General features: G+C 66.4%; 20 protein-coding genes, 1 rRNA gene and 1 other RNA gene. 10 read left to right on the top strand and 12 right to left on the bottom strand.

The window, feature by feature from the left end:
* Nucleotides 1–22 precede the first annotated feature (22 nt).
* From ACYVD7_RS02475 to ACYVD7_RS02510, 8 genes are all read right to left on the bottom strand, one after another.
* Nucleotides 23–526 (bottom strand): GNAT family N-acetyltransferase, encoded by a 504-nt coding sequence (locus tag ACYVD7_RS02475; RefSeq protein WP_460758679.1) that lies wholly within the window; start codon nt 524–526, stop codon nt 23–25.
* A gap of 50 nt (nt 527–576) precedes the next feature.
* Entirely contained in the window at nt 577–1014 is a 438-nt protein-coding gene (locus ACYVD7_RS02480; protein WP_460758680.1) for a GFA family protein, read from the bottom strand.
* A gap of 63 nt (nt 1015–1077) precedes the next feature.
* Complete coding sequence (locus ACYVD7_RS02485) at nt 1078–1818, bottom strand: hypothetical protein (protein ID WP_460758682.1); 741 nt, start codon at nt 1816–1818, stop codon at nt 1078–1080.
* Nucleotides 1819–2032: 214 nt separating this feature from the next.
* Nucleotides 2033–2473 carry a hypothetical protein gene (locus tag ACYVD7_RS02490; RefSeq protein ID WP_460758684.1) on the bottom strand — a complete coding sequence of 147 codons (441 nt, stop codon included), beginning with the start codon at nt 2471–2473 and terminating at the stop codon, nt 2033–2035.
* A 218-nt stretch (nt 2474–2691) separates the two neighbouring features.
* Nucleotides 2692–3213 carry a hypothetical protein gene (locus ACYVD7_RS02495; RefSeq protein WP_460758685.1) on the bottom strand — a complete coding sequence of 174 codons (522 nt, stop codon included), beginning with the start codon at nt 3211–3213 and terminating at the stop codon, nt 2692–2694.
* Between the two features lie 101 nt (nt 3214–3314).
* Nucleotides 3315–4058: an HAD family hydrolase gene (locus tag ACYVD7_RS02500; RefSeq protein WP_460758687.1), complete on the bottom strand. Its 744-nt coding sequence runs from the start codon at nt 4056–4058 to the stop codon at nt 3315–3317.
* Nucleotides 4059–4242: 184 nt separating this feature from the next.
* Nucleotides 4243–4659, bottom strand: coding sequence for an EF-hand domain-containing protein (locus ACYVD7_RS02505; RefSeq protein WP_460758688.1), 417 nt, complete (start codon nt 4657–4659; stop codon nt 4243–4245).
* Nucleotides 4660–4969: 310 nt separating this feature from the next.
* Entirely contained in the window at nt 4970–5158 is a 189-nt protein-coding gene (locus ACYVD7_RS02510) for a CPXCG motif-containing cysteine-rich protein (protein ID WP_460758690.1), read from the bottom strand.
* A gap of 211 nt (nt 5159–5369) precedes the next feature.
* Between ACYVD7_RS02510 and ACYVD7_RS02515 the strand changes: the two genes are divergently transcribed.
* On the top strand, nt 5370–5873 hold the full coding sequence (locus ACYVD7_RS02515) for a hypothetical protein (protein WP_460758691.1): 504 nt from the start codon (nt 5370–5372) through the stop codon (nt 5871–5873).
* 126 nt (nt 5874–5999) lie between these two features.
* Here ACYVD7_RS02515 and ACYVD7_RS02520 read toward each other — a convergent pair whose 3' ends face one another.
* Nucleotides 6000–6785, bottom strand: coding sequence for a lytic transglycosylase domain-containing protein (locus tag ACYVD7_RS02520; protein WP_460758759.1), 786 nt, complete (start codon nt 6783–6785; stop codon nt 6000–6002).
* A gap of 164 nt (nt 6786–6949) precedes the next feature.
* Here ACYVD7_RS02520 and ACYVD7_RS02525 point away from each other — a divergent pair, with 164 nt between their 5' ends.
* Nucleotides 6950–7399 carry a nuclear transport factor 2 family protein gene (locus ACYVD7_RS02525; protein ID WP_460758693.1) on the top strand — a complete coding sequence of 150 codons (450 nt, stop codon included), beginning with the start codon at nt 6950–6952 and terminating at the stop codon, nt 7397–7399.
* Nucleotides 7400–7512: 113 nt separating this feature from the next.
* Here ACYVD7_RS02525 and ACYVD7_RS02530 read toward each other — a convergent pair whose 3' ends face one another.
* Together ACYVD7_RS02530 and ACYVD7_RS02535 are read right to left on the bottom strand one after the other, a co-directional pair.
* Nucleotides 7513–8835 (bottom strand): aminopeptidase P N-terminal domain-containing protein, encoded by a 1323-nt coding sequence (locus tag ACYVD7_RS02530; protein ID WP_460758694.1) that lies wholly within the window; start codon nt 8833–8835, stop codon nt 7513–7515.
* Between the two features lie 212 nt (nt 8836–9047).
* The gene (locus tag ACYVD7_RS02535; protein ID WP_460758696.1) at nt 9048–9596 is read right to left on the bottom strand and encodes a UPF0149 family protein; all 549 of its coding nucleotides are present in this window, start codon (nt 9594–9596) and stop codon (nt 9048–9050) included.
* 148 nt (nt 9597–9744) lie between these two features.
* On the opposite strand from ACYVD7_RS02535, the gene ACYVD7_RS02540 reads away from it, so the two are divergent.
* The 8 genes from ACYVD7_RS02540 (at nt 9745) to ACYVD7_RS02575 (ending at nt 18227) form a co-directional block, all read left to right on the top strand.
* Nucleotides 9745–14301 carry an EAL domain-containing protein gene (locus ACYVD7_RS02540; protein ID WP_460758697.1) on the top strand — a complete coding sequence of 1519 codons (4557 nt, stop codon included), beginning with the start codon at nt 9745–9747 and terminating at the stop codon, nt 14299–14301.
* Nucleotides 14302–14438: 137 nt separating this feature from the next.
* Nucleotides 14439–14660: a TIGR02449 family protein gene (locus ACYVD7_RS02545; protein ID WP_460758699.1), complete on the top strand. Its 222-nt coding sequence runs from the start codon at nt 14439–14441 to the stop codon at nt 14658–14660.
* The gene (locus ACYVD7_RS02550) at nt 14657–14962 is read left to right on the top strand and encodes a cell division protein ZapA (RefSeq protein WP_460758700.1); all 306 of its coding nucleotides are present in this window, start codon (nt 14657–14659) and stop codon (nt 14960–14962) included. The genes ACYVD7_RS02545 and ACYVD7_RS02550 overlap by 4 nt, the downstream gene beginning before the upstream one ends.
* 241 nt (nt 14963–15203) lie before the next feature.
* A non-coding RNA gene (ssrS, locus tag ACYVD7_RS02555) (6S RNA) lies at nt 15204–15389 on the top strand.
* 303 nt (nt 15390–15692) lie between these two features.
* On the top strand, nt 15693–16301 hold the full coding sequence (locus ACYVD7_RS02560; protein ID WP_460758702.1) for a 5-formyltetrahydrofolate cyclo-ligase: 609 nt from the start codon (nt 15693–15695) through the stop codon (nt 16299–16301).
* A complete protein-coding gene (locus tag ACYVD7_RS02565; RefSeq protein ID WP_460758704.1) occupies nt 16298–16765 on the top strand; it encodes an EVE domain-containing protein in 468 nt (155 codons plus the stop codon). The genes ACYVD7_RS02560 and ACYVD7_RS02565 overlap by 4 nt, the downstream gene beginning before the upstream one ends.
* 61 nt (nt 16766–16826) lie before the next feature.
* Nucleotides 16827–17474, top strand: a complete 648-nt coding sequence (gene rpiA, locus ACYVD7_RS02570) for a ribose-5-phosphate isomerase RpiA (RefSeq protein ID WP_460758706.1) — start codon at nt 16827–16829, stop codon at nt 17472–17474.
* 24 nt (nt 17475–17498) lie between these two features.
* Complete coding sequence (locus ACYVD7_RS02575; RefSeq protein ID WP_460758707.1) at nt 17499–18227, top strand: 2OG-Fe dioxygenase family protein; 729 nt, start codon at nt 17499–17501, stop codon at nt 18225–18227.
* A 410-nt stretch (nt 18228–18637) separates the two neighbouring features.
* Here ACYVD7_RS02575 and rrf read toward each other — a convergent pair.
* Nucleotides 18638–18750, bottom strand: a 5S ribosomal RNA gene (gene rrf / locus ACYVD7_RS02580).
* Nucleotides 18751–18917: the final 167 nt, after the last annotated feature.

Consider the following 18917-nt stretch of genomic DNA (forward strand, 5'->3'; position numbering starts at 1 on the left):
ACGTCCGCCGGGCCGCAACGCATCACGACGTGCGGCCCGGCTCCCAGACCATGTACACGTCGGCGCGGGCGTAATGCGATCCGGGACGCGGCGCGGGGTAATGGCGGAAACCCACGCTTTCGTACAAGGCGAGCGCGGGTCCGAGTTTTCGGCTGGACTCGAGGAACAGTTCGCGTCCCTGCAGCGAACGGAACGCATCCAGTGCGCCTTCCATCAGGTGGCGGCCGATGCCGGCGCCACGATGGCCTTCCTCCACCGCCATCTTGGTCAGTTCGAACACCCCCGCGCCTTCGTGCCGGAGCGCGACGGTGCCCACCACGCGTTCGCCGCCGTCTTCGCCGCGCAAAATGGCGAACAGCACGCAGCCACCATCGGCGAGGATGTGGGCTTCCGGATCGCCCAGCACTTCGCGATCCACCGGCTCGACCACGAACCAGCGTTCCAGCCATTCCACGTTGAGCCGGGCGAAGTCGTCGCGCCAGCGTGGTTCGAAGTCGACGATACGGATGCGGGGTGCGTCAGGCATGCGTCGATCATAGCGACGCAACCACGGTGGCCGCGTCGCCACCTGCAACGTTACGTTGCGTCCGGCGCGACCGAGAGATGCGCGATCGCTGCGGTCGCGGCGTCGCGGTCGTTGTCGTCGAAGGGCGTGACCGTCATCGCGTCCACCGTGCCGTCGTCGAGGCAGCGCGCGTTGATGTCGAAGCCATCGGGGTGGCTGCGCGGCACGTAGAAGCTCTTGACCCCGCAATGCCGGCAGAACAGGTGGCGTGCGGCGCCGGTATTGAAGGTGTATTCGGCCAGGTCATCGGCGCCGGACAGCAGGCGGAAGTGCGCGGCGGGCACGATCAGGTGCAGGAAGCCGGTCATCCGGCAAACCGAACAATTGCAGTCCAGCACTTCGATCCGCGCGGGCGCATCGACTTCAAAACGCACACGGCGGCAATGGCAGCCGCCGTGGTGGGTTACGTATCGGGCTTGGGCGGACGGGTTATTGGCAGGTATTTCCATCCGCCAAGTTTACGGGTCGCCCGCGTGCATGGCGGGGCGCCACCCGCTGCCGCGACTGTGCGATCAGCCCTTGCCGTGGCCCTTGCCGCCGCCCTTCTTCTGGCCGCTCTTGCCACCGCCTTGACCACTGCCTTGACCGTGATCACCGCCACCGTGGCCCTTCGTCGAGCCGCCACCGTGGTTGCCTCCCTTGCTCCCGTGGCCGGATGCGGCGCCACCACCCTTGTTGCCCTTGGCGGACTTGCCCGATTTGCCATGGTCGGACTTGCCGGCATTGCCGTGCTGCGGACGGTTCGGGTAGACGCGGTGCAGTTCGTCATCCAGGTCGATCGGACGCGCCCAGCGGTCATAGGTGGGGACGAACCCGGCCTTGAGGCGATGGAACTCGGCCGAACCCGGCTTGATGCCCATGCGCTTGGCGATCACGCCCCAACCCTGGCCGCGATCGCGGTCCCATTCGTCGACGACGTAGCGACACGGGCGGCCGATGATCGAGGCGATCGAACACGCCAGGTAGATGTCCCCCGGCGCCATGCGGCGATCGAGCAGCTCCACCACCAGCGGCCGCGGCGCGCTGTGGTAGCGGACCATCTCGTCGATGAAGGGATCGCGGTAGCGCGAACCGTAGCGGTTCATGTCGCCGGCCCAGGTGTCGACCCATACGTCGCCGCTGCGCGGATTCCAGCCGACGGTGAGATCCTGCGCCGCCGCACCGCCACTCAGCGTGGCCAACGCCAACGCCAGCGACAGCGCGCCGGCCCTGCCGTGCGACTTGATCGTGCTCAACATGGGAATGTTCAACATGGGAACTCCTCGTCGGATCGCGGCATGGCCGCGGCAGTACAAGCGGATGCTGGTTGGGCCCGGATGAACGGGCTCTGAGCCGTCGGACCACGACTCATCGGTTCGCGTTCAACGAAGTCCGGGGCCGATGAACGCCGTCGTAGCGCCGCGGAACGCCCACAGCACCGCCCACTGCTTGGTCGGCTGCCCATCTCAAAGCGGCCCACCGCGGGCCTCAGCGAGCGGAAATCACGAACTTGCCGAAGGCTACACCGAGGTCGAAGCCCTCGCCGCGTCCCGCGATGGCCAGCGACACGCTGCCCTTGGTCATCGCCGTCGCCTTGGCGGAGCGCCCGGCGCCCGCGTGGGCCTCGGCATTGGCGTAGGTGCCCAGCACGTCATTGATGTTGAAGACGCCGGAAAACTCGCCGCTGCCGTCGGTGATCTTCGACTTGCCGAAGGTCAGTCCGCCGCCCTTGGCGCGGATCGCAACACCGAGGCTCTGGCCGTTGCTGCACGTCACCGTGCCATCGCCGGATGCGGTCTTGTAGAACAACGACCATCCCGAGAGGTTGAAGTGCAGCTTGCAGGTGATGGGGCCGCCGGCGGACGCGGTCGGTGCGAAGGTCAGCGCCATGAGGCCGGCGCAGGCGACGGGAAGGAAGCGACGCAGCATCTGTTGTTTCTCCCTGGAGAGCGATGCCGCAAAGGCTAGCACCGCGGTGGCGAAGTGTCCGTCTTCGCCCATTGCGCCGGGCGATGCGTGCCCGGCCGCATGAGCGGCGCTGCAAAAGGAGACGGCACTGCCAGGCAGTGCCGTCATGCGGCGGTCGACCTCTCAACCAGTCTTCCTGATCGACCGCCGCAGAGTTGCCGGGCGTGGCTCAACCCGGATCAATCGTCGTCGCGGTCGCGCCAGCGACGATGATCGCGATCATCGTCGTAATGGCGGTCGCGGCGATCGTAGCTGTAGTAGCGGTTGTCGTAGCGACCGTATCCGTCGCCGTAGCGATCGTCCCGGCGCGGGTCGTAGTAGCGGGTAACGCAACGGCCATGACGATCGCAGACCACCCGCGTGCGCAGTGCGGCCTGATGGTTGCGCCGGTAGCCGTACGCATGGCCATATGGCGGTCCCATGCGATAGCTGTCGTCGTAGCTGTAGCGCGGCACCTGGCGGTAGTACACCGGGCGACCGTAACGGTCGCGCGACACGATCAGGCGATCGTTGTAACCGTAGTCGCCGTACCCGTAGCGGTAGTACGGCTGGCCGCCGTGGTAGATCACGTCGGCGACATCGACGATCACGCGGACCAGGTCGTCACTGCTCTGTGCGCGGACGGGGGCCGGTGCCAGCGCCACCGTACCAAAGCCGACGGCCAGTACGGCAGGTGCGATCCAGCGGGACAGGATGGCCATGTGGAATCTCCTCTCACCCGCCACCACGGCGGGTACGGAGCCGACGATGCAATCGCCCGCGTGAACGGTTTCGTAATTTTTCCGCCCCCGCCCGTGGGCGCTCAGCGCGCGTTGGGCATCGCCTGCACGGCCAGCGAGCGCACCGCGGCGGGGAGCTCGTCCGGCGCGGCCACGCGACGCAGGCGCGGCGCGTCGTCGGCGACCTCGGCTTCGTTCTCATGCGCCCAGGTCACGTGGTAGGGCATGTACACGCCCCACCCGCCCAACTGCAGCACCGGTGCGATATCCGACCGCAAGGAGTTGCCGATCATCGCGAAGCGCGACGCCGGAAGGTCGAATTCGCCCAGCACGCGCGAATAGGTCGTTGCATCCTTCTCGCTGACGATCTCGATGCGGTGGAACAGATCCGCCAGGCCCGACTGCTTCACCTTGTTTTCCTGGTGGAACAGGTCGCCCTTGGTGATCAGCACGACCTCGTGTTCGGCGGCAATGGCCTCGACGGCCTCCCGGATGCCGGGCAGCAGTTCCACCGGATGCTGCAGGAGTGCCTTGCCCAGTTCGACGATGCGGTGCACGTCGCGCGCACTGATGCGCGCATCGGTGATCTCCACCGCGGCCTCGACCATCGATAGCGTCATGCTTTTCACGCCGTAGCCGAACAGCGCAAGGTTGCGCATCTCCACGGCATACAGGCGCTCGTGCGTGCGTGCGTCGTGCAGGTCGACGTACGCATTGAGGATGGCTTCGAAATCCTGCTGGGTGGCGTGGAAGTAGTCCTCGCTGCGCCACAGGGTGTCGTCGCCGTCGAAACCGACCAGCGCAATTGCATTGTTCGCGGGAATCATGCGCGCAGTATGCCAGCGCGACGCCAAGGCGCCGCAAGACAAGTTCAGCATGCTCAGTCAGCCAACAAAAGACGGGGCGCGGACGGATCCGCGCCCCGCCCAATGCCAGCGGTCAGGTGCTGGCAAAAGCAAAAGCGATCACACACCGGGCGACCAGGCTCTGATCGCCCGTTTACAGCACGACTTACTTCTTGTCTTCGGCCGGCTTGTCACCGCCCTGCGCCTTGGCGACATACGCCTTGTACTCGTCGGCGGTCAGCGTGCCGTCGGCATCGGCATCGGCCTGGTCGAACACCTGGCCCAGTGCCGGAACGGCGGCGGCTTCGGTCTTGCTCAGCTTGCCGTCCTTGTCACCGTCGACGTCGTTCCAGCTTTTCTTCGCCGGGTCGCCCGCGGTCGCTGCAGCGCTGGCGTCATTGGACGTGGTCGACTGGTACTGCGCATCGGCCGTCGTGGCCGAAGAAGCGTCCGTCGCCGATGTCGACTGCTGTGCCGGATCGCTTGCGGTGGACGATTCGGACTGCGCGAAGGCCAGCGGTGCGGACAGCGAGGCAACCAGGGCCAGCGCGCCGATCAGGGAGTTGCGGGGCACACTCTTCATCTATGTTTCTCCTTAAGGGGAAGCGCGCGGCGACAGTCAATGCAACGGGGAATTGCCGCACGCAACGCACCATGCCGATCGTCGGATGAACCAAAGCACCCCTGGAAAGCGCGGCGTCGACGCGGCGTTAACCACAGCGGCGTCGATCCGGTTTATGCCGCGTGCTGAATGCGCGCGTTTGCGTGACGCAACCCGCATCGCGCGAAGCGTCATCACTGAACGCAACACAACACTTACAAATCCGGGCCACGACACCACCCGATTGCACCGTGCGAAGCCAATTGGGGCGGCGATGCAAAGTTGCGCGGGATCAGGCCTCGTTGTCGCGCATCGCGCTCACCAGCAACTCGCCCGCGCCATCGATCGCCACGCTCACTTCGATCGGGCGGCAACACACCGGGCAATCCTCGACATAACGTTGCAGGTCGTCCGCGGCATCGATCATCAACTCAACCGGTTCGCCGCAGTACGGGCAGTGCACGGTGATGGTTGGCAGCATGGCGGCGACTCCTTCGAAGCCGTGCCAGCGTACGCCACTGTCCTGAGCTGGACGCGTGACGCCCGTCGCACGCAATCGACCGGCGATGACAACGGTCGGAAACCATCACGCGCCGATAACCTTTGCGGAGCAAAGCTGGCTCCAGGCGCCGAGGGGCCGCGTGGCGCCTTTCCATAACGTCCGTCTGCGGCCGTGCATGCAGGAGCGCGCGATGAAGAACCGACGCGTTTTCAGTACCCCCGATCTGATCTGCGCCCGCGCCGCCATGCAGGCCGCGCGCGAAGCCGGCATCCACGACGACGACATCTCGCTGGTGGCGCGATCGGACATCGAGGTGGGCCACATCCCCAACCGTCGCAAGGAAGCCGACAGCGACTTCATCCCGGCTGCACTACGCGGCATGGCAATCGGCGGGGTCGCCGGCCTGGTCGCCGGCGCGATCGCGGTGGTGCTGATGCCCTCGGTGGGAATCAGCTGGACCGGCGCGGTCCTGGTCGGCGTGGCCTGCGCGCTGATCGGCGGGTTTGCATCGGCATTGGTGGGATCGTCACTTCCCGATCCCGTCCGGCAGAAGTTCGACAGCGAAATCAAGGCGGGACGCATCCTGGTGCTGGTCGATGGCGCGTCAGAACTGCTCCCGGCGGTGGAAGTGGCGGTCACCCGTACCGGCGCCGCCGTGCTGCCTTTCGATACGCCGATCGCACTGATCCGCTGAACATCCCGGCACGCGCGCAATGCGCGAAACTGCATCGTGCGTGTGCACGCATGCTCGCGAAGCGACATTGCGCGATTTGTCGGTGGCGAACCTGATCGAAGTCGCCGATCTGGATATCGTCCCTGGCTACGGTGCAGCGCGTTCCCTGCGGGCCACGCCTTTCCGGTGCCCCAGCGCGAGGCTGTAGGCCTGGTAGAGCGCCTGCACCTTGGCGATGTATTCCTGGGTTTCCCGGTACGGCGGCACGCCACCGTAGCGCGTGACCGTGCCAACGCCGGCGTTGTAAGCGGCGGCCACCAGGGTGAAGTCGCCCTTGTAGCGCCTGGACAGCGTGCGCAGGTGGCGTGCGCCGGCATCGATGGATTGCGCGGAGGAAAACGCGTCGACGACGCCGTACTCGCGCGCGGTGTCGGGCATCAGCTGCATCACGCCCTGCGCACCCTTGGGCGATACCGCCTTGTCGTCGAAGCCACTTTCCGCGTGCGCGATCGCGCGCAGCCATGCGTCTTCCACGCCGGTCTTCTTCGCGGCCGCACGGAACTGCGTGGCGAAGCGATCCAGCCGCGGCTTGCCCACGTTGCCCAGGCCAGCATGGGCGGGTTCGCCGGGCGGCGTTTCGACGGTGAACGACAGCACCTTCACCGAACCGGGCAGGTTGCGCGTGGAATAGACGGTGCGGCCATCCTGCTGGCGCTCGTACAGCGACCCGGTGACAACGCCGAGCGAACCCCACAGGTTCGGCACCTTCACCGCATCGTCGTCGACATGCATGGCGGTGCAGCGTGAGCCTGGTTCAGGCGCGGTCGCCAGGCTCACCGTACCGTGGCGAACGCACCGATACACGGTGCGCGCCTGCACGGACGTCGCCGCGACCAGCAGCACGGCCAGCAGGAACCACGGGGCGCGACGCAGGAACATGCGGGCAAGTCTAGGGTTCGGTCGTATCGCGCGGATGTGCGAAAGGTTTACCAGCCTTGCGCATTCAGCCTCGCGCCGGGAACCGTGTCCGAAAACGGCCAGCGCAGGCCCCGGGAGGACGCCACGATGCCCTGAACCACACGCCCACGAGGCCTCGAATGCACCGCCCCCTCCACAATGCCGCCCTACTCTGCGGACTCGTCGTATCCGCGCTCGCCCAGGCCGCTCCCGTCGACGACCGTGCCACCGTCGCCGCGCTGGACACCACCTACCAGGCCGCGGTCAAGGCCAACGACGTCGCCACGATGGACCGCATCCTGGCCGACGACTTCGTCCTTGTGCTCGGCAACGGCACCACGTTCGACAAGTCCGCATTGTTGAAAGATGCGCGTGAACAATCGCGCAGCTACGAACAACAGGACGAACTCGAACAGATCGTGCGCGTGTGGGGCGATACCGCGGTGGTGACGGCGAAGCTGTGGCTGAAAGGCAGCAATCGCGACGGCAGCCGCTTCGACTACAAACTGTGGTTCAGCGACACCTACGTACGCACGCCGGAAGGTTGGCGTTACGTGCTGGGGCAGGTGTCGCTGCGCCTGCCGGAGTGATGCCGCGGCACGCGTCGATCCCGCACTGCCCTGCCCCGCGACAGGGCGCCGACACGACCGCGACGCCGAAACCACTGCAGGCGGAATGAGTATCGCGACGCGATCCGGCGGCCTCAGGCCGCCATGAATGCCTCAATCTCGTCGGCACTGCGCGCGAGCGCGTGGGTCAGCACCTGCGGCGCGTCCTGGGTCACCAGCACGTCGTCCTCGATGCGGATGCCGATGCCACGCCATTTCGCGTCCACGCTGGTGTCGTCCGGCGCGATGTAGAGGCCGGGCTCGATGGTGAAGACCATGCCCGGCTCGAGCAGCCGGGATTCACCATCGAAGCGGTACTCGCCCACGTCGTGCACGTCCAGGCCAAGCCAGTGGCCAGTCTTGTGGCGATAGAAGCGCCTGTAGCTGCCATCGCTGAGGTTCTTCTCGAGTTTGCCCTTCAGCAGGCCCACGCGCAGCAACCCTTCGGTGAGCGTTTCGACCGCGGCATTGTGGCCGGCTTCGTAGGCAACGCCGGGGCACGCCTGCGCCAGCGCTGCGGCCTGCGCGGCGCCGACCAAGTCGTGCAGCACGCGTTGCTCCTTGCTGAAACGGCCCGTGACCGGGAACGTCCGGGTGATGTCGGCGGCGTAACCGCGGTACTCCGCGCCGGCGTCGACCAGGACCAGTTCGCCATCCTTCGCCTGCGCGTTGTTGGCGCGGTAGTGCAGCACGCAGGCGTTGTGCCCGGCACCGACGATGCTGCCGTAGGCGGGCTGTGCGTCGTGCTGGCGGAACACGCGTTCGATCTCCGCCTGCAATTCGTACTCGTGCATGCCACCACGCACGGCACGCATCGCCGACTGGTGCGCCAGTACGCTGATGTCCGCGGCGCGCTGCATCAGGCGCATTTCGTCGCGATCCTTGAACAGGCGCATCTCGTCGAGCAGATGGCCCAGCTCGAGGAATTCGTGCGGCGGCTGCGCGCCCTGGCGCACCATGGCGCGCACGCGGTTGAGCCAGCCGATCAGCTTGAGGTCGAATTCCTGGTCACGACCGAAGTGGTAGTAGACGCGCGTGCGGCCTTCAAGCAGGCCCGGCAGGATGTCGTCGAGATCGGTGATCGGGTACGCATCGTCCATGCCGAACGCTTCCACGGCGCCTTCGGGACCTGCGCGCGGACCGTCCCAGCTTTCGCGTTCGGCATCGCGTTCGCGGCAGAACAGCAGCGTCTCGCCGTGCTTGCGGCCCGGCACCAGCACGAGCACCGCGTCGGGCTCGGGGAATCCGGTGAGGTACCAGAAATCCGAATCCTGCCGGTACGGATAGTGGGTGTCGCGACTGCGCACTACTTCTCGCGCGGCGGGAAGGATGGCGATGGCCTGGTCGCCGGCCATGCGCATGAGCTGCTTGCGGCGGCGGACGTAATTGCGGGCAGGCGTGGAAATCGGTTTATGCATCGTGGCGGGATCTGCTCGTCATTCCCGTGCAGGCGGGAGGGCGCTTGGCAACAGGGTGCTTCGAAACCGGCCAGTCGCGGCAGTCGCCATCACGACCGCCATTGCGTCGTCATCCGCTGACCGTGCCACAACCAGGCCGCATCCGGGAATCCGTCGGGGTGCTGCATCCAGGTGACGGCGGAAATTGAGGGTATTCGCGTCGCGCTGGGCCGTCAGTTGAATTTCTGCCGATGCTGCACGGCCAGCACGCAGTCGCCGTGCAGCAACAGCACTGCGACGCGCACGAATTCCTCGATCTCGACCAGCGCTTCTTCGTCCTCCTCGTCGCCGTCATCCTGCGGCTGGGCCGCGGCCAGGCGGGCAAGGTCGGCCAGGGCCTCGCTGCTGTCTTCGGACATCGGTGCACTGGCGCCTGCGGACAGGCCGAAGCCACCGATGAAGCCGCGGCACCAGTCGAACAGCGCGCCGCTGCGCTCGGATAGCGAGGTGTCTGCATCGGGCAGCATCAATTCGAAATCGAAGCTGCGATCGGCCAACTGCGCTGCACTGGCCAAGCGCAGCTGGTCGAGCGGACTGCCATCGGCCACGGGCTGCACCGCCGGATCGGCCATCACCTGGGCCAGCCATTCGCGATTGGACGCCCCGCCGCCCGCCAGCCAGCCGCACAGCCCCCCGTGGAGTTCCGCTACGGACAACGCCAGGTTCAGGCGACGGATCTCGGTTTCTATGGCGGATGCGGCGGGCAGGTCGGATTCGGACACGGATATCGGGCCAGGCGGGGACCACGCCAGTTTAGGGCCTGCCAACACCCATGGGGTGGTCGAACGGGCGACCGGTCCCGCCGGGAGGCGCCTTCCACGATCGCCGGGGTACCGTACACTCGTGAACACGCTCAACGGATTGGGGTCCGTGCGTCCGCTTTCGTCCTCCTTGCGCTGCTTCCTGGGCCTGGCTGCCTTGCTGGTGTCGATCGCCGTTGGCAATACGGCGATGGCGACGACGCGTGAGTTCTACTTCGAACGGATCGGCAGCGAGCGCGGGCTGGCGCAGAACACCGTCAATGCGCTGGTGCAGGATCCGCAGGGTTTCGTGTGGGTCGCCACGCAGGGCGGACTGCATCGTTACGACGGCCAGCGCTACCGGCTCTTCCGCCACGATCCGCGCGATCCGGGCAGCCTGCCCGACAGTTACGTCACGTCGCTGGCGCTGGATGGCGAACATTCGTTGTGGATCGGCACGTATTCGCAATACGTGGCGCGGCTGGACCTGCGCGATGGCAGCATCCACCGATTCCAGGTGCCGTCGGACAGCCAGTCGCAGCAGCAGGTCACCGCCCTGTTGCCGCAGGCCGGTCGCGTCTGGATAGCCACCCTGGCCGGCCTGGACCGGCTGGACCCGCGGACCGGCACCCGCGACCGGGTGATCACGCTCGATCCGCAGGTGCTGCGCACCGGTTCCGGGCAGGCATTGCTCGCCGGCCCCGACGGCGAGGTCTGGTACGGCAACCCCGGCGGCCTCTATCGCATCGGCGCGCGTGGCGGCATCGACCGGCTGTCCCAGTCGCTGGCCGTGCGCAGCCTGGCCTTCGACCACAACGGCCAGCTCTGGGTGGGCGCATCGAACGGCCTGTATCGACTGGCCAGTGATGGCCACACCCTGCTGCACGCCTGGCCGGCGCAGGGCGAATCCGCGGGCGAGATCCGCGCGATCGTGGAGTCGCCGGACCATCACCTGTGGCTGTCGGTGTTCGGACAGGGCCTGTTGCAACTCGATCCCGCCAGCGGGCGCTCGGTCGCGGTGCGCGAACAACAGGGCTTGGTCGCCGGGCTGCCCGAGGACGGCATCAATGCCCTGATGATCGACAGTGGTGGCACGCTCTGGGTGGGCGGGCAGTTCCGCGGCGTTGTCGTCACCGATCCACGCGGCACGCGCTTCACCTACGTGCTCGATCTCAACAGCGGCCCCAGCCACAACCCGGCGACCGACGACAGCGTGCGCTCGATCGCCCAGGACGCCACCGGCGCCCTATGGCTGGCCACGGATGACGCCCGCCTGCTGCGCTATGACCTGGCACGCGACCAGTTCGATGACGTCTCGGCGCGCCTGCCGCCGATGCCGCCCGGCAAGCCGCCACGCCGCGTCCTCGCGATGGCCCGCGGCGGCGACGGACGCATCTGGTTGGCGACGGCGCGGGGCCTGCTCCGCATGGATCCGGCGACGCGCCAGGTCGACCCGGTAGACATCGGGGAATATTCGGCCAGCTCGCTTCGCAGCCTGATGTTCGACCGCCACGGTGACCTGTGGATTGGCATGTCCGCAGCGGGCGCGCTGCACTACCGGATGGCGGACCATTCGATCGTCCACTATGGGCATCGCGATGGCGATGACAGCCAACTCTCGCATCCGACCGTGCACGCCCTGCTGGAAGACAACCGCGGGCGCGTCTGGTTCGGCACCGGCGACGGCCTGGACATGCTCGATCCGCGGGACGGCCGGCTGCACCACTTCCGCCATGCCACCGATGCCGCCGACAGCCTGCCGGGCAACCTGGTGCGCGCGTTGTGGCAGGGCAGCGACGGCACGCTCTGGGTGGGCACGCACGCGGGGCTGAGCCGCGTCCTGGAAACCGGCGGTCACATCGGTTTCGCGCACCCGTTGGCCGCCGCGCTGGGCGCGATGCCGGTGCCCGTGGTGTTCTCGATCGCGCCGTCGCCCGACGGCATGCTCTGGCTGGGCACGGACAACGGCATCGTCCGCTTCGATCCGCGCGACGACCGCTCGCGTTTCTTCGGTCTGGCCGACGGCCTGCAGGATCTCGAATTCAATGGCGCCGCCGCAGCGGTCCTCGCCGACGGCCAGCTGGCCTTTGGCGGCGTCCGCGGGCTCAACGTGTTCCGCCCCCGCGACATCGCCGATTCGCGCTACGTGCCGCCGCTGCGCCTGCTGTCCGCGCAGGCCGGCGCGGATGCGCCCGGACAGGAAGGCGCGCTGTGGCAATCGCAGGTGCTGGAAGTACCCGACGGCGCCGAGCTGCTGCGCCTGCGCATTGGCGCACTGGATTACGCGCCCGGCGCCGACATCCAGTACCGCTACCGACTGGAAGGTTTCGACCTGGGCTGGATCGACAACGGCCGCAACCAGGACATCACCTACACCCGCGTGCCGCCCGGCGATTACACCTTCCACGCGCAAGCCACCAATCGCGATGGAGTCTGGAGCGCGAAGGAACTGGTCGTGCGCCTGCGCGTCCTGCCGCCGTGGTGGCAGCATCCCTATGCCATCGCGCTGGAGATCCTCGTGCTGGTCGGGCTGCTGGGTTTCATCGGTTGGCGACGGCATCAGCGGGTGATGGTCGATGATGGTTTCAACCAGGCCATCCGCGAGCGCGAGCAACGCCTGAAGCTGGCGCTGTGGGGCTCCGGCGAACTTTACTGGGACTACGACTTCCGCACCGCGCGCATGCACGCGATGCGCATCGACGAACAGGGCATGCAGGACGCGGAGAGCCGCGTGCACATGGAAATCGTGAACCAGCACGACGTCCATCCCGATGACGTACCGCGGGTAAAGGACCTGCTGCGCCAGCACCTGCGCGGCGAATCCAGCCAATTCCTCTCCGAGCACCGCGTGCGGCTGCCGGATGGCCATTGGGCGTGGATGCTCGCGCGCGGTCGCGTGGTCGAACGCGACGCCAGCGGCCGCGCCCTGCGCATCGCCGGCACCGCACGCGACGTCACCGCCACTCGCAACGCCGACCGTGAGCGCCGCATCGCCAGCGAAGTCCTGCGCAGCATGGGCGAAGCCGTATGCGTGTTCGACCGCGACTTCGCCTTCATTTCGGTCAATCCCGCCTTCACCCGCATGACCGGGTACAGCGATGTCGAGGTGCTCGGCCGCGACACCGGCCTGCTCAACAGCCCGCAGCACGACGCGGAGTTCTACCGGCAGATGCGGGTGCATCTGGAGCGCGACGGACACTGGTCCGGCGAGCTCTGGCAGCGACGCAAGGACGGACAGGAATTCCTCTGCTCGGTGCAGGCGAGCGCGGTGCTGGATGCCACCGGCCAGCGCAGCCATTACGTGGGCGTGCTTGGCGACATCACCGACCAGAAGCGCGCCGAACAGGAACTGCGCTACCTCGCCAACTACGACACGTTGACCAGCCTGCCCAACCGCACGCTGCTGTCGGAACGGCTGTCGCGCGCGATCGTGCGGGCACGCCGGCAAGGCAAGCGCATCGCGGTGCTGTTCCTCGACCTGGACCGGTTCAAGGACATCAACGACTCGCTCGGCCACGCCGCCGGCGACCGCATCCTGCGCGCCACCGCAGCGCGGCTGCAGCAGACGGTCGGTCCGCAGCACACCGTGGCACGGCTGGGCGGCGACGAATTCACCGTGGTGCTGGAAGACGTCGACGTCCCCGAGCAGGCCGAGCAGGTCGCGCGCGACCTCATCGCTGCGTTCGAGGAACCCCTGGACCTGGACGAGCGCCACGACGTGTCGATCTCGCCCTCGATCGGCATCAGCCTGTATCCCGACCACGCGCAGATCCCCACCGACCTGCTCAAGCACGCCGACACCGCGATGTACCAGGCGAAGGCGGCAGGACGACGCACCTACATGCGCTACACCGATGCGATGGACGTGGAAATCCGCCAGCGCGCCAACCTGTCCGCGGCGTTGCGCAAGGTGCTCGATCGCGACGAGCTGCAACTGGTGTTCCAGCCGCGCCTGTCGCTCACCCAGCACCGGATCACGGGTGTGGAAGCGCTGCTGCGCTGGCACAGCATCGAATACGGCCTGATTTCGCCGGACGTGTTCATCCCGTTGGCGGAGGAAAGCGGCCTGATCCTCGAAATCGGCGAATGGGCGATGCGCGAAGCCTGCGCGACGCTGCAGGCATGGCGGGCTGGTGGACTCACCGACGTATCGATGGCGGTGAATGTCTCGGCGTTGCAACTGTTGCGCGGCCACCTGCCCGACGTGGTCACCCGGTCCTTGGCGGGCCGCGGCATTCCCGCCGACCGGCTGGAACTGGAGCTCACCGAAAGCGTGGTCATGGCGAACGCCGAGCAGACCGCATCCACGCTGCTGGCGATCCGCGAACTGGGCGTGGGCCTGGCCGTGGATGACTTCGGCACCGGTTATTCGTCGCTGGCCTACCTCAAGCGACTGCCGATCACCGCACTGAAGATCGACAAGGAATTCATCGGCGACCTCACCCGCGACGCCGACGACGAAGCCATCACCAGCGCGGTCATCGCCATGGCGCACTCGCTCGACCTCACCGTCGTCGCCGAAGGCGTGGAAACGCTGGCGCAGGTGCAGTTCCTGCGCCAACACGGCTGCGACGAGATCCAGGGCTTCTGGCTCGCGCAGCCGATGGAGGCCGACCAGTGCCAGGCATTCCTGCGCAACTGGCAGGCCCGGGCTGCAGGCGCGGATCGTTCGGCGGCGCCGGTGTGAACCCGTTGGTGACGGCCTCCAGTGAGCCCTCCGACGCCGGCCGGCAGCGCCAACATCGCAATCCGAAGCCGGATCACGCCCGCCCCGGTCCCTGACGCGCCTTGACCCCACCCCGCCCGGCTCCCCATCATCCGCCCATGGACCGCAACCAACTCATCGCCGAACTGCAGTCCCTGTCCGCCCGCCTGGACGAACTGGGCGCGCAGGCACGCAAACTCAGCGACGAAAACCGCAGCCTGCGCTCGCAACAGGAACAGCTCGTCAATGAGCGTTCCTCCCTGCTGGCGAAGAACGAACAGGCGCGCACGCGCGTGGAAGCGATGATCGCGCGGCTGAAGTCGCTGGAGCAGCACACGTGAGCAAGGCCAGCGAACCGGTCAGCATCCGTCTGCTCGACCGCGAGTACACCGTCGGCTGCGAGCCCGACGAGCGCGCCAGCCTGATGGCTGCGGCCAAGCTGCTCGACGGCAAGATGCGTGAGATCCGCGGCAACAACCGCATGGCGGCACTCGATCGCGTCGCGGTGCTGGCGGCGCTGAACCTCGCGCACGAGCTGCAGTTGTTGCGTGATGAAGGTGAAGGCCGCGATCGCGAACTCACCCGCGCACTCGACGACATCCATCGCAAACTCGACGGACTGTTCGAATCGCCGGCACGCTGAACTGAACGCGCGTCGCGGATTCACGCAGGCGGGTTCAAGCAGACGGATTCAATAGGCAGATTTAGCAGGCTGATTCAATAGCCAGGCTCAACGAGCGGGTTGCAGCAAACCGGTTCACGCGCGCAGATATCTCCACGCGATCTCACGACATCGATCACGTGATGTCGAATCCGGATGCTGGTCGCATTCCGTGCCGACGAGCGGGCATACCCGTCATCGACACCGCGCTATACTTCGCCCACGTCCTCTGCTGTGCGCGACAGCGTACGCAAACATTCGCCTTGTCCCTTATGACGACACCGGGGGCGCAACGGAGGCCCGGAGTGCATGTCCGCCTTGCAGCGGAAAGCCCGAAGGCTTCCAAGCGTTCCCACTTGAACCCCGGGTTCAAGGTCGTTTCGTACGCATCGCACACGGCGGAGGACTTTCTTTTGATGTCGCCCGTGCTGCGCTGGAGCACGGACTCTGGCGACGCCGTTCAAACGGCAGCCCCGGAAAACACCGCAATGACGAATCGTTCGGACGTGATTCCATCTGGAATCCTCACCGACAGCGTCCGTGCGCGCGGACTGGAACGATGACGCCCATGTCTGTGCCTCAAACGCCGGGCCTGTTTGGCGACATTACCGCAACGCATTGGCACACCCTGACCGGTTCCGCCAATGCGGCTTGCCATGGCAGGAAGTGCTAGCGTGTCGCCCGGTTTCCACTCCTTCACATCCGTCACCGCATGAGTGCCGACGTCACCACGCCGCGAAACCAGCTGCGCAGACACCTTCGCGAACAGCGCCGCGCCCTGCCCGCGACGCAACGCATCGCCGCCGCGGACGCGCTGGCGACGCAGTTGCTCGCATTGCCCTTCGCGCCGACCTCCGGGTATGTCGCCGGCTACTGGGCCATGGACGGCGAGATCGCCCTTCATGCCTGGCAGCTGCGCCTGCCCCGCGATTGCGTGTATTGCCTGCCGGTACTGGGCGACGACCAGCGCCTGCGCTTCGCGCCCTGGCGACCGGGCGACGCACTGGTGAGCAACCGCTACGGCATCCCGGAACCGGACCTCGCCGCTTCTTCCTTGCTGGAAGGCGATGCGCTGTCCCTCGTCGTACTGCCGCTGGTTGGGTTCGACGCCAACGGGAGCCGCCTGGGCATGGGCGGCGGCTGGTACGATCGCACCTTCGCATTCCGACACGAAAACGCCGCGCCGCCGTACTTGGTTGGCGCCGCGTTTTCCCTGCAACAGGTCGACACCTTCCAGAACGAACACTGGGACGTGCGCCTCGACGCAGCGTGTACCGAAAGCGCCACGCATGACTTCACCACCGCGACCGCCCGAACATGACCGCCCGCCGCCGCTACTGGCTGATGAAATCCGAGCCCGACGCGTTTTCGATCGACGACCTCAAACGCGTCGGTACCGAACCGTGGAGCGGCGTGCGCAACTACCAGGCGCGCAACCACATGCGCGCCATGCAGGTCGGCGACGGCGTGCTTTTCTATCATTCCAGCTGTGACGTCCCGGGCATCGTCGGTACCGCAACCGTGGCGACCACGCCGTACCCGGACCCCACGCAATTCGATCGCAAGTCCGACTATTTCGACCCCAAGGCCACGCAGGAACAGCCGCGCTGGGACCTCGTGGACGTCACGTTCGACCGCAAGCTGCAGCGGACGATCGCACTCGAGGAAATTCGCCAGCATGCGGACGCTCTGGGTGAAGGCTTCGCGCTGATCCAGCGCGGCTCCCGGTTGTCCGTGCTGCCGGTTACGGCCGCACAGTGGAAGCTGCTGCTTTCCCTCGAATGAAACGACCGGTCAAAACCCGGTGCTCCTGACCAGACATTCCGTATTGCGAGTCGAACCGAACATGAGTGAAGCCAAGCGCCTGGCTGGCGAAAAAGCCATCGAATACGTCGAAGACGGCATGATCGTGGGCGTCGGTACGGGCTCCACTGTCGCGTATTTCATCGACGCGCTGGCGAGGATCAAGGACCGCATCGCCGGGACCGTCTCAAGCTCGGAGCAGAGCACGCAGCGCCTGCGTGCGCACGGCATCGAGGTTTTCGACCTCAACAGCGCCGGTCCGTTGGCGCTGTACGTCGATGGCGCGGACGAGTGCGACGCGCACAAGCGCCTGATCAAGGGCGGTGGCGCCGCGCTGACGCGCGAGAAGATCATCGCCGAGGCCAGCGGGAAGTTCGTGTGCATCATCGATCCGGCCAAGCGCGTCGATGTGCTGGGCAGGTTCCCGCTGCCGGTCGAGGTGATCCCGATGGCGCGGAGCCTGGTGGCGCGCGAGATCCTCGCGAAGACCGGTGGTCAACCGGTATGGCGCGACGGCGTGGTCACCGACAACGGCAACGTTGTCCTGGACGTACACGGACTTTCGATCGTCGATCCGGTCGCGATGGAAACGATGCTGAACCAGATCCCCGGCGTCGTTTCGGTGGGGCTGTTCGCGCGGCGAGCGGCTGACGTGGTGATCATCGGCGGCGAACCGCCGCTGGTGATCTGATTTCGCACGGCTCCACGGAATTCCATGCAGGTTGTGTCCGCAGAACCCAACATCGCCGAATCGCTGAGCGCGGGCGGCTTTGCCTTCGTCGCTTCGCAGGACATGCGGCGGATGCTGGAGCGGCACGGCCCCCTGACGGATTGGGCCGCATTCGCCGCCAGTTGGAACGAACTCGCGCCCGACGCCTATCTGGCTCGGGTGGGCCGCCACCGACGTCGCCGCTACGGCGTGTTCACTGCCGCAGCGGGTGAAGCGGCGATGCGCGAGTCGCACCAGCCGCACTTCCAGACGACGGACTACAACGCCCTGCAGGGCGATATCGAGCGATGGTTTGAACCAATCGCGGCCGAAGTTGGCGATGGCACGTCGATGCGCACCATCCTGGATTTCTGCAACGGATTCTTTTCGTCGTTAGCGCCCGGCGTCCGGCACTGGCACATCGAGGTACACCAGTTTCGCATCGAAGCCAAACCCGGGGAGCCCGGGGAGCCCACGCCCGAAGGCGTGCATCGTGATGGCGTCGACTACGTGCTTGTCCTCATGGTCGACCGGAAGAACATCGCTAGCGGGACCACCACGATCCACACGGGCGATGGTGCCCTGTTGGGCAGCTTCACCCTGACCCAGGCATTGGATGCGGCGCTGGTGGATGACGCACGCGTGTTCCATGGCGTTACGCCGGTCGAGCCTTTGGATCCTGCGTTGGTCGCGCATCGGGACGTTCTGGTAGTGACGTTCCGCCGTCAGGGTTGATTGTGACTTCCGGGTGCGGGCTTTCGAGCGCGGCCGTCGTGCTGACTTGGTAGCTGACGCGCGGTCCGATAACTGATTTCCGCCGCTGCACGGGGTCCTGGACATGGGGGCCGGTCTTTGGACCCGCCCTCTGGCTCCGGCGGCCCTAGGCCTGCACCCGTCGACCATGCGTGACTTCTCTGCGTGCAGTGGCGATTCCGTAGCGGGCCGTGTCAACGGACCGGCCAGGGATTTCTCGCGAAAACCACCGGGGTAACTCGACCGTCGTAGCGGCGCCACCCAGCATTAACCCAATGAGTAAGTCATGTATTGACAAAGGATTAAGTCAGTCGGCGGCGGGTGGTGTTTGTGGGTTTTTCTTTGACACAAAAAGAAGCCCCGGTCTTTTGGACCGGGGCTTCGGGGTAAATGCTCAGCGATGACCTACTCTTGCATGCGGATGCACACTACCATCGGCGCGGTTGCGTTTCACTTCCGTGTTCGGGATGGGAACGGGTGGTGCCACAACGCTATTGTCACTGAGCAAGCTGGTGAAGCGGCGCTGGTGCGCCTGCTTGCGTCTTGTGCACGACCGGGATGTCCCGATCGGGCGTAAGAATGTGGGAATTGTAGCAAGTTGGTCCTGGAAGGTCACGACGTCGTCGTAAGCCTAAGGCCACTTGAGGTTATATGGTCAAGCCACACGGATCA

It is taken from the genome of Lysobacter fragariae, assembly GCF_054779775.1.

Bases quoted from the DNA above. Each gene is read 5' to 3' on its own strand.
- ACYVD7_RS02475 (WP_460758679.1), bottom strand. From the start codon at position 526: ATGCCTGACGCACCCCGCATCCGTATCGTCGACTTCGAACCACGCTGG.
- ACYVD7_RS02480 (WP_460758680.1), bottom strand. From the start codon at position 1,014: ATGGAAATACCTGCCAATAACCCGTCCGCCCAAGCCCGATACGTAACC.
- ACYVD7_RS02485 (WP_460758682.1), bottom strand. From the start codon at position 1,818: ATGTTGAACATTCCCATGTTGAGCACGATCAAGTCGCACGGCAGGGCC.
- ACYVD7_RS02490 (WP_460758684.1), bottom strand. From the start codon at position 2,473: ATGCTGCGTCGCTTCCTTCCCGTCGCCTGCGCCGGCCTCATGGCGCTG.
- ACYVD7_RS02495 (WP_460758685.1), bottom strand. From the start codon at position 3,213: ATGGCCATCCTGTCCCGCTGGATCGCACCTGCCGTACTGGCCGTCGGC.
- ACYVD7_RS02500 (WP_460758687.1), bottom strand. From the start codon at position 4,058: ATGATTCCCGCGAACAATGCAATTGCGCTGGTCGGTTTCGACGGCGAC.
- ACYVD7_RS02505 (WP_460758688.1), bottom strand. From the start codon at position 4,659: ATGAAGAGTGTGCCCCGCAACTCCCTGATCGGCGCGCTGGCCCTGGTT.
- ACYVD7_RS02510 (WP_460758690.1), bottom strand. From the start codon at position 5,158: ATGCTGCCAACCATCACCGTGCACTGCCCGTACTGCGGCGAACCGGTT.
- ACYVD7_RS02515 (WP_460758691.1), top strand. From the start codon at position 5,370: ATGAAGAACCGACGCGTTTTCAGTACCCCCGATCTGATCTGCGCCCGC.
- ACYVD7_RS02525 (WP_460758693.1), top strand. From the start codon at position 6,950: ATGCACCGCCCCCTCCACAATGCCGCCCTACTCTGCGGACTCGTCGTA.
- ACYVD7_RS02530 (WP_460758694.1), bottom strand. From the start codon at position 8,835: ATGCATAAACCGATTTCCACGCCTGCCCGCAATTACGTCCGCCGCCGC.
- ACYVD7_RS02545 (WP_460758699.1), top strand. From the start codon at position 14,439: ATGGACCGCAACCAACTCATCGCCGAACTGCAGTCCCTGTCCGCCCGC.
- ACYVD7_RS02560 (WP_460758702.1), top strand. From the start codon at position 15,693: ATGAGTGCCGACGTCACCACGCCGCGAAACCAGCTGCGCAGACACCTT.
- ACYVD7_RS02565 (WP_460758704.1), top strand. From the start codon at position 16,298: ATGACCGCCCGCCGCCGCTACTGGCTGATGAAATCCGAGCCCGACGCG.
- rpiA (WP_460758706.1), top strand. From the start codon at position 16,827: ATGAGTGAAGCCAAGCGCCTGGCTGGCGAAAAAGCCATCGAATACGTC.
- ACYVD7_RS02575 (WP_460758707.1), top strand. From the start codon at position 17,499: ATGCAGGTTGTGTCCGCAGAACCCAACATCGCCGAATCGCTGAGCGCG.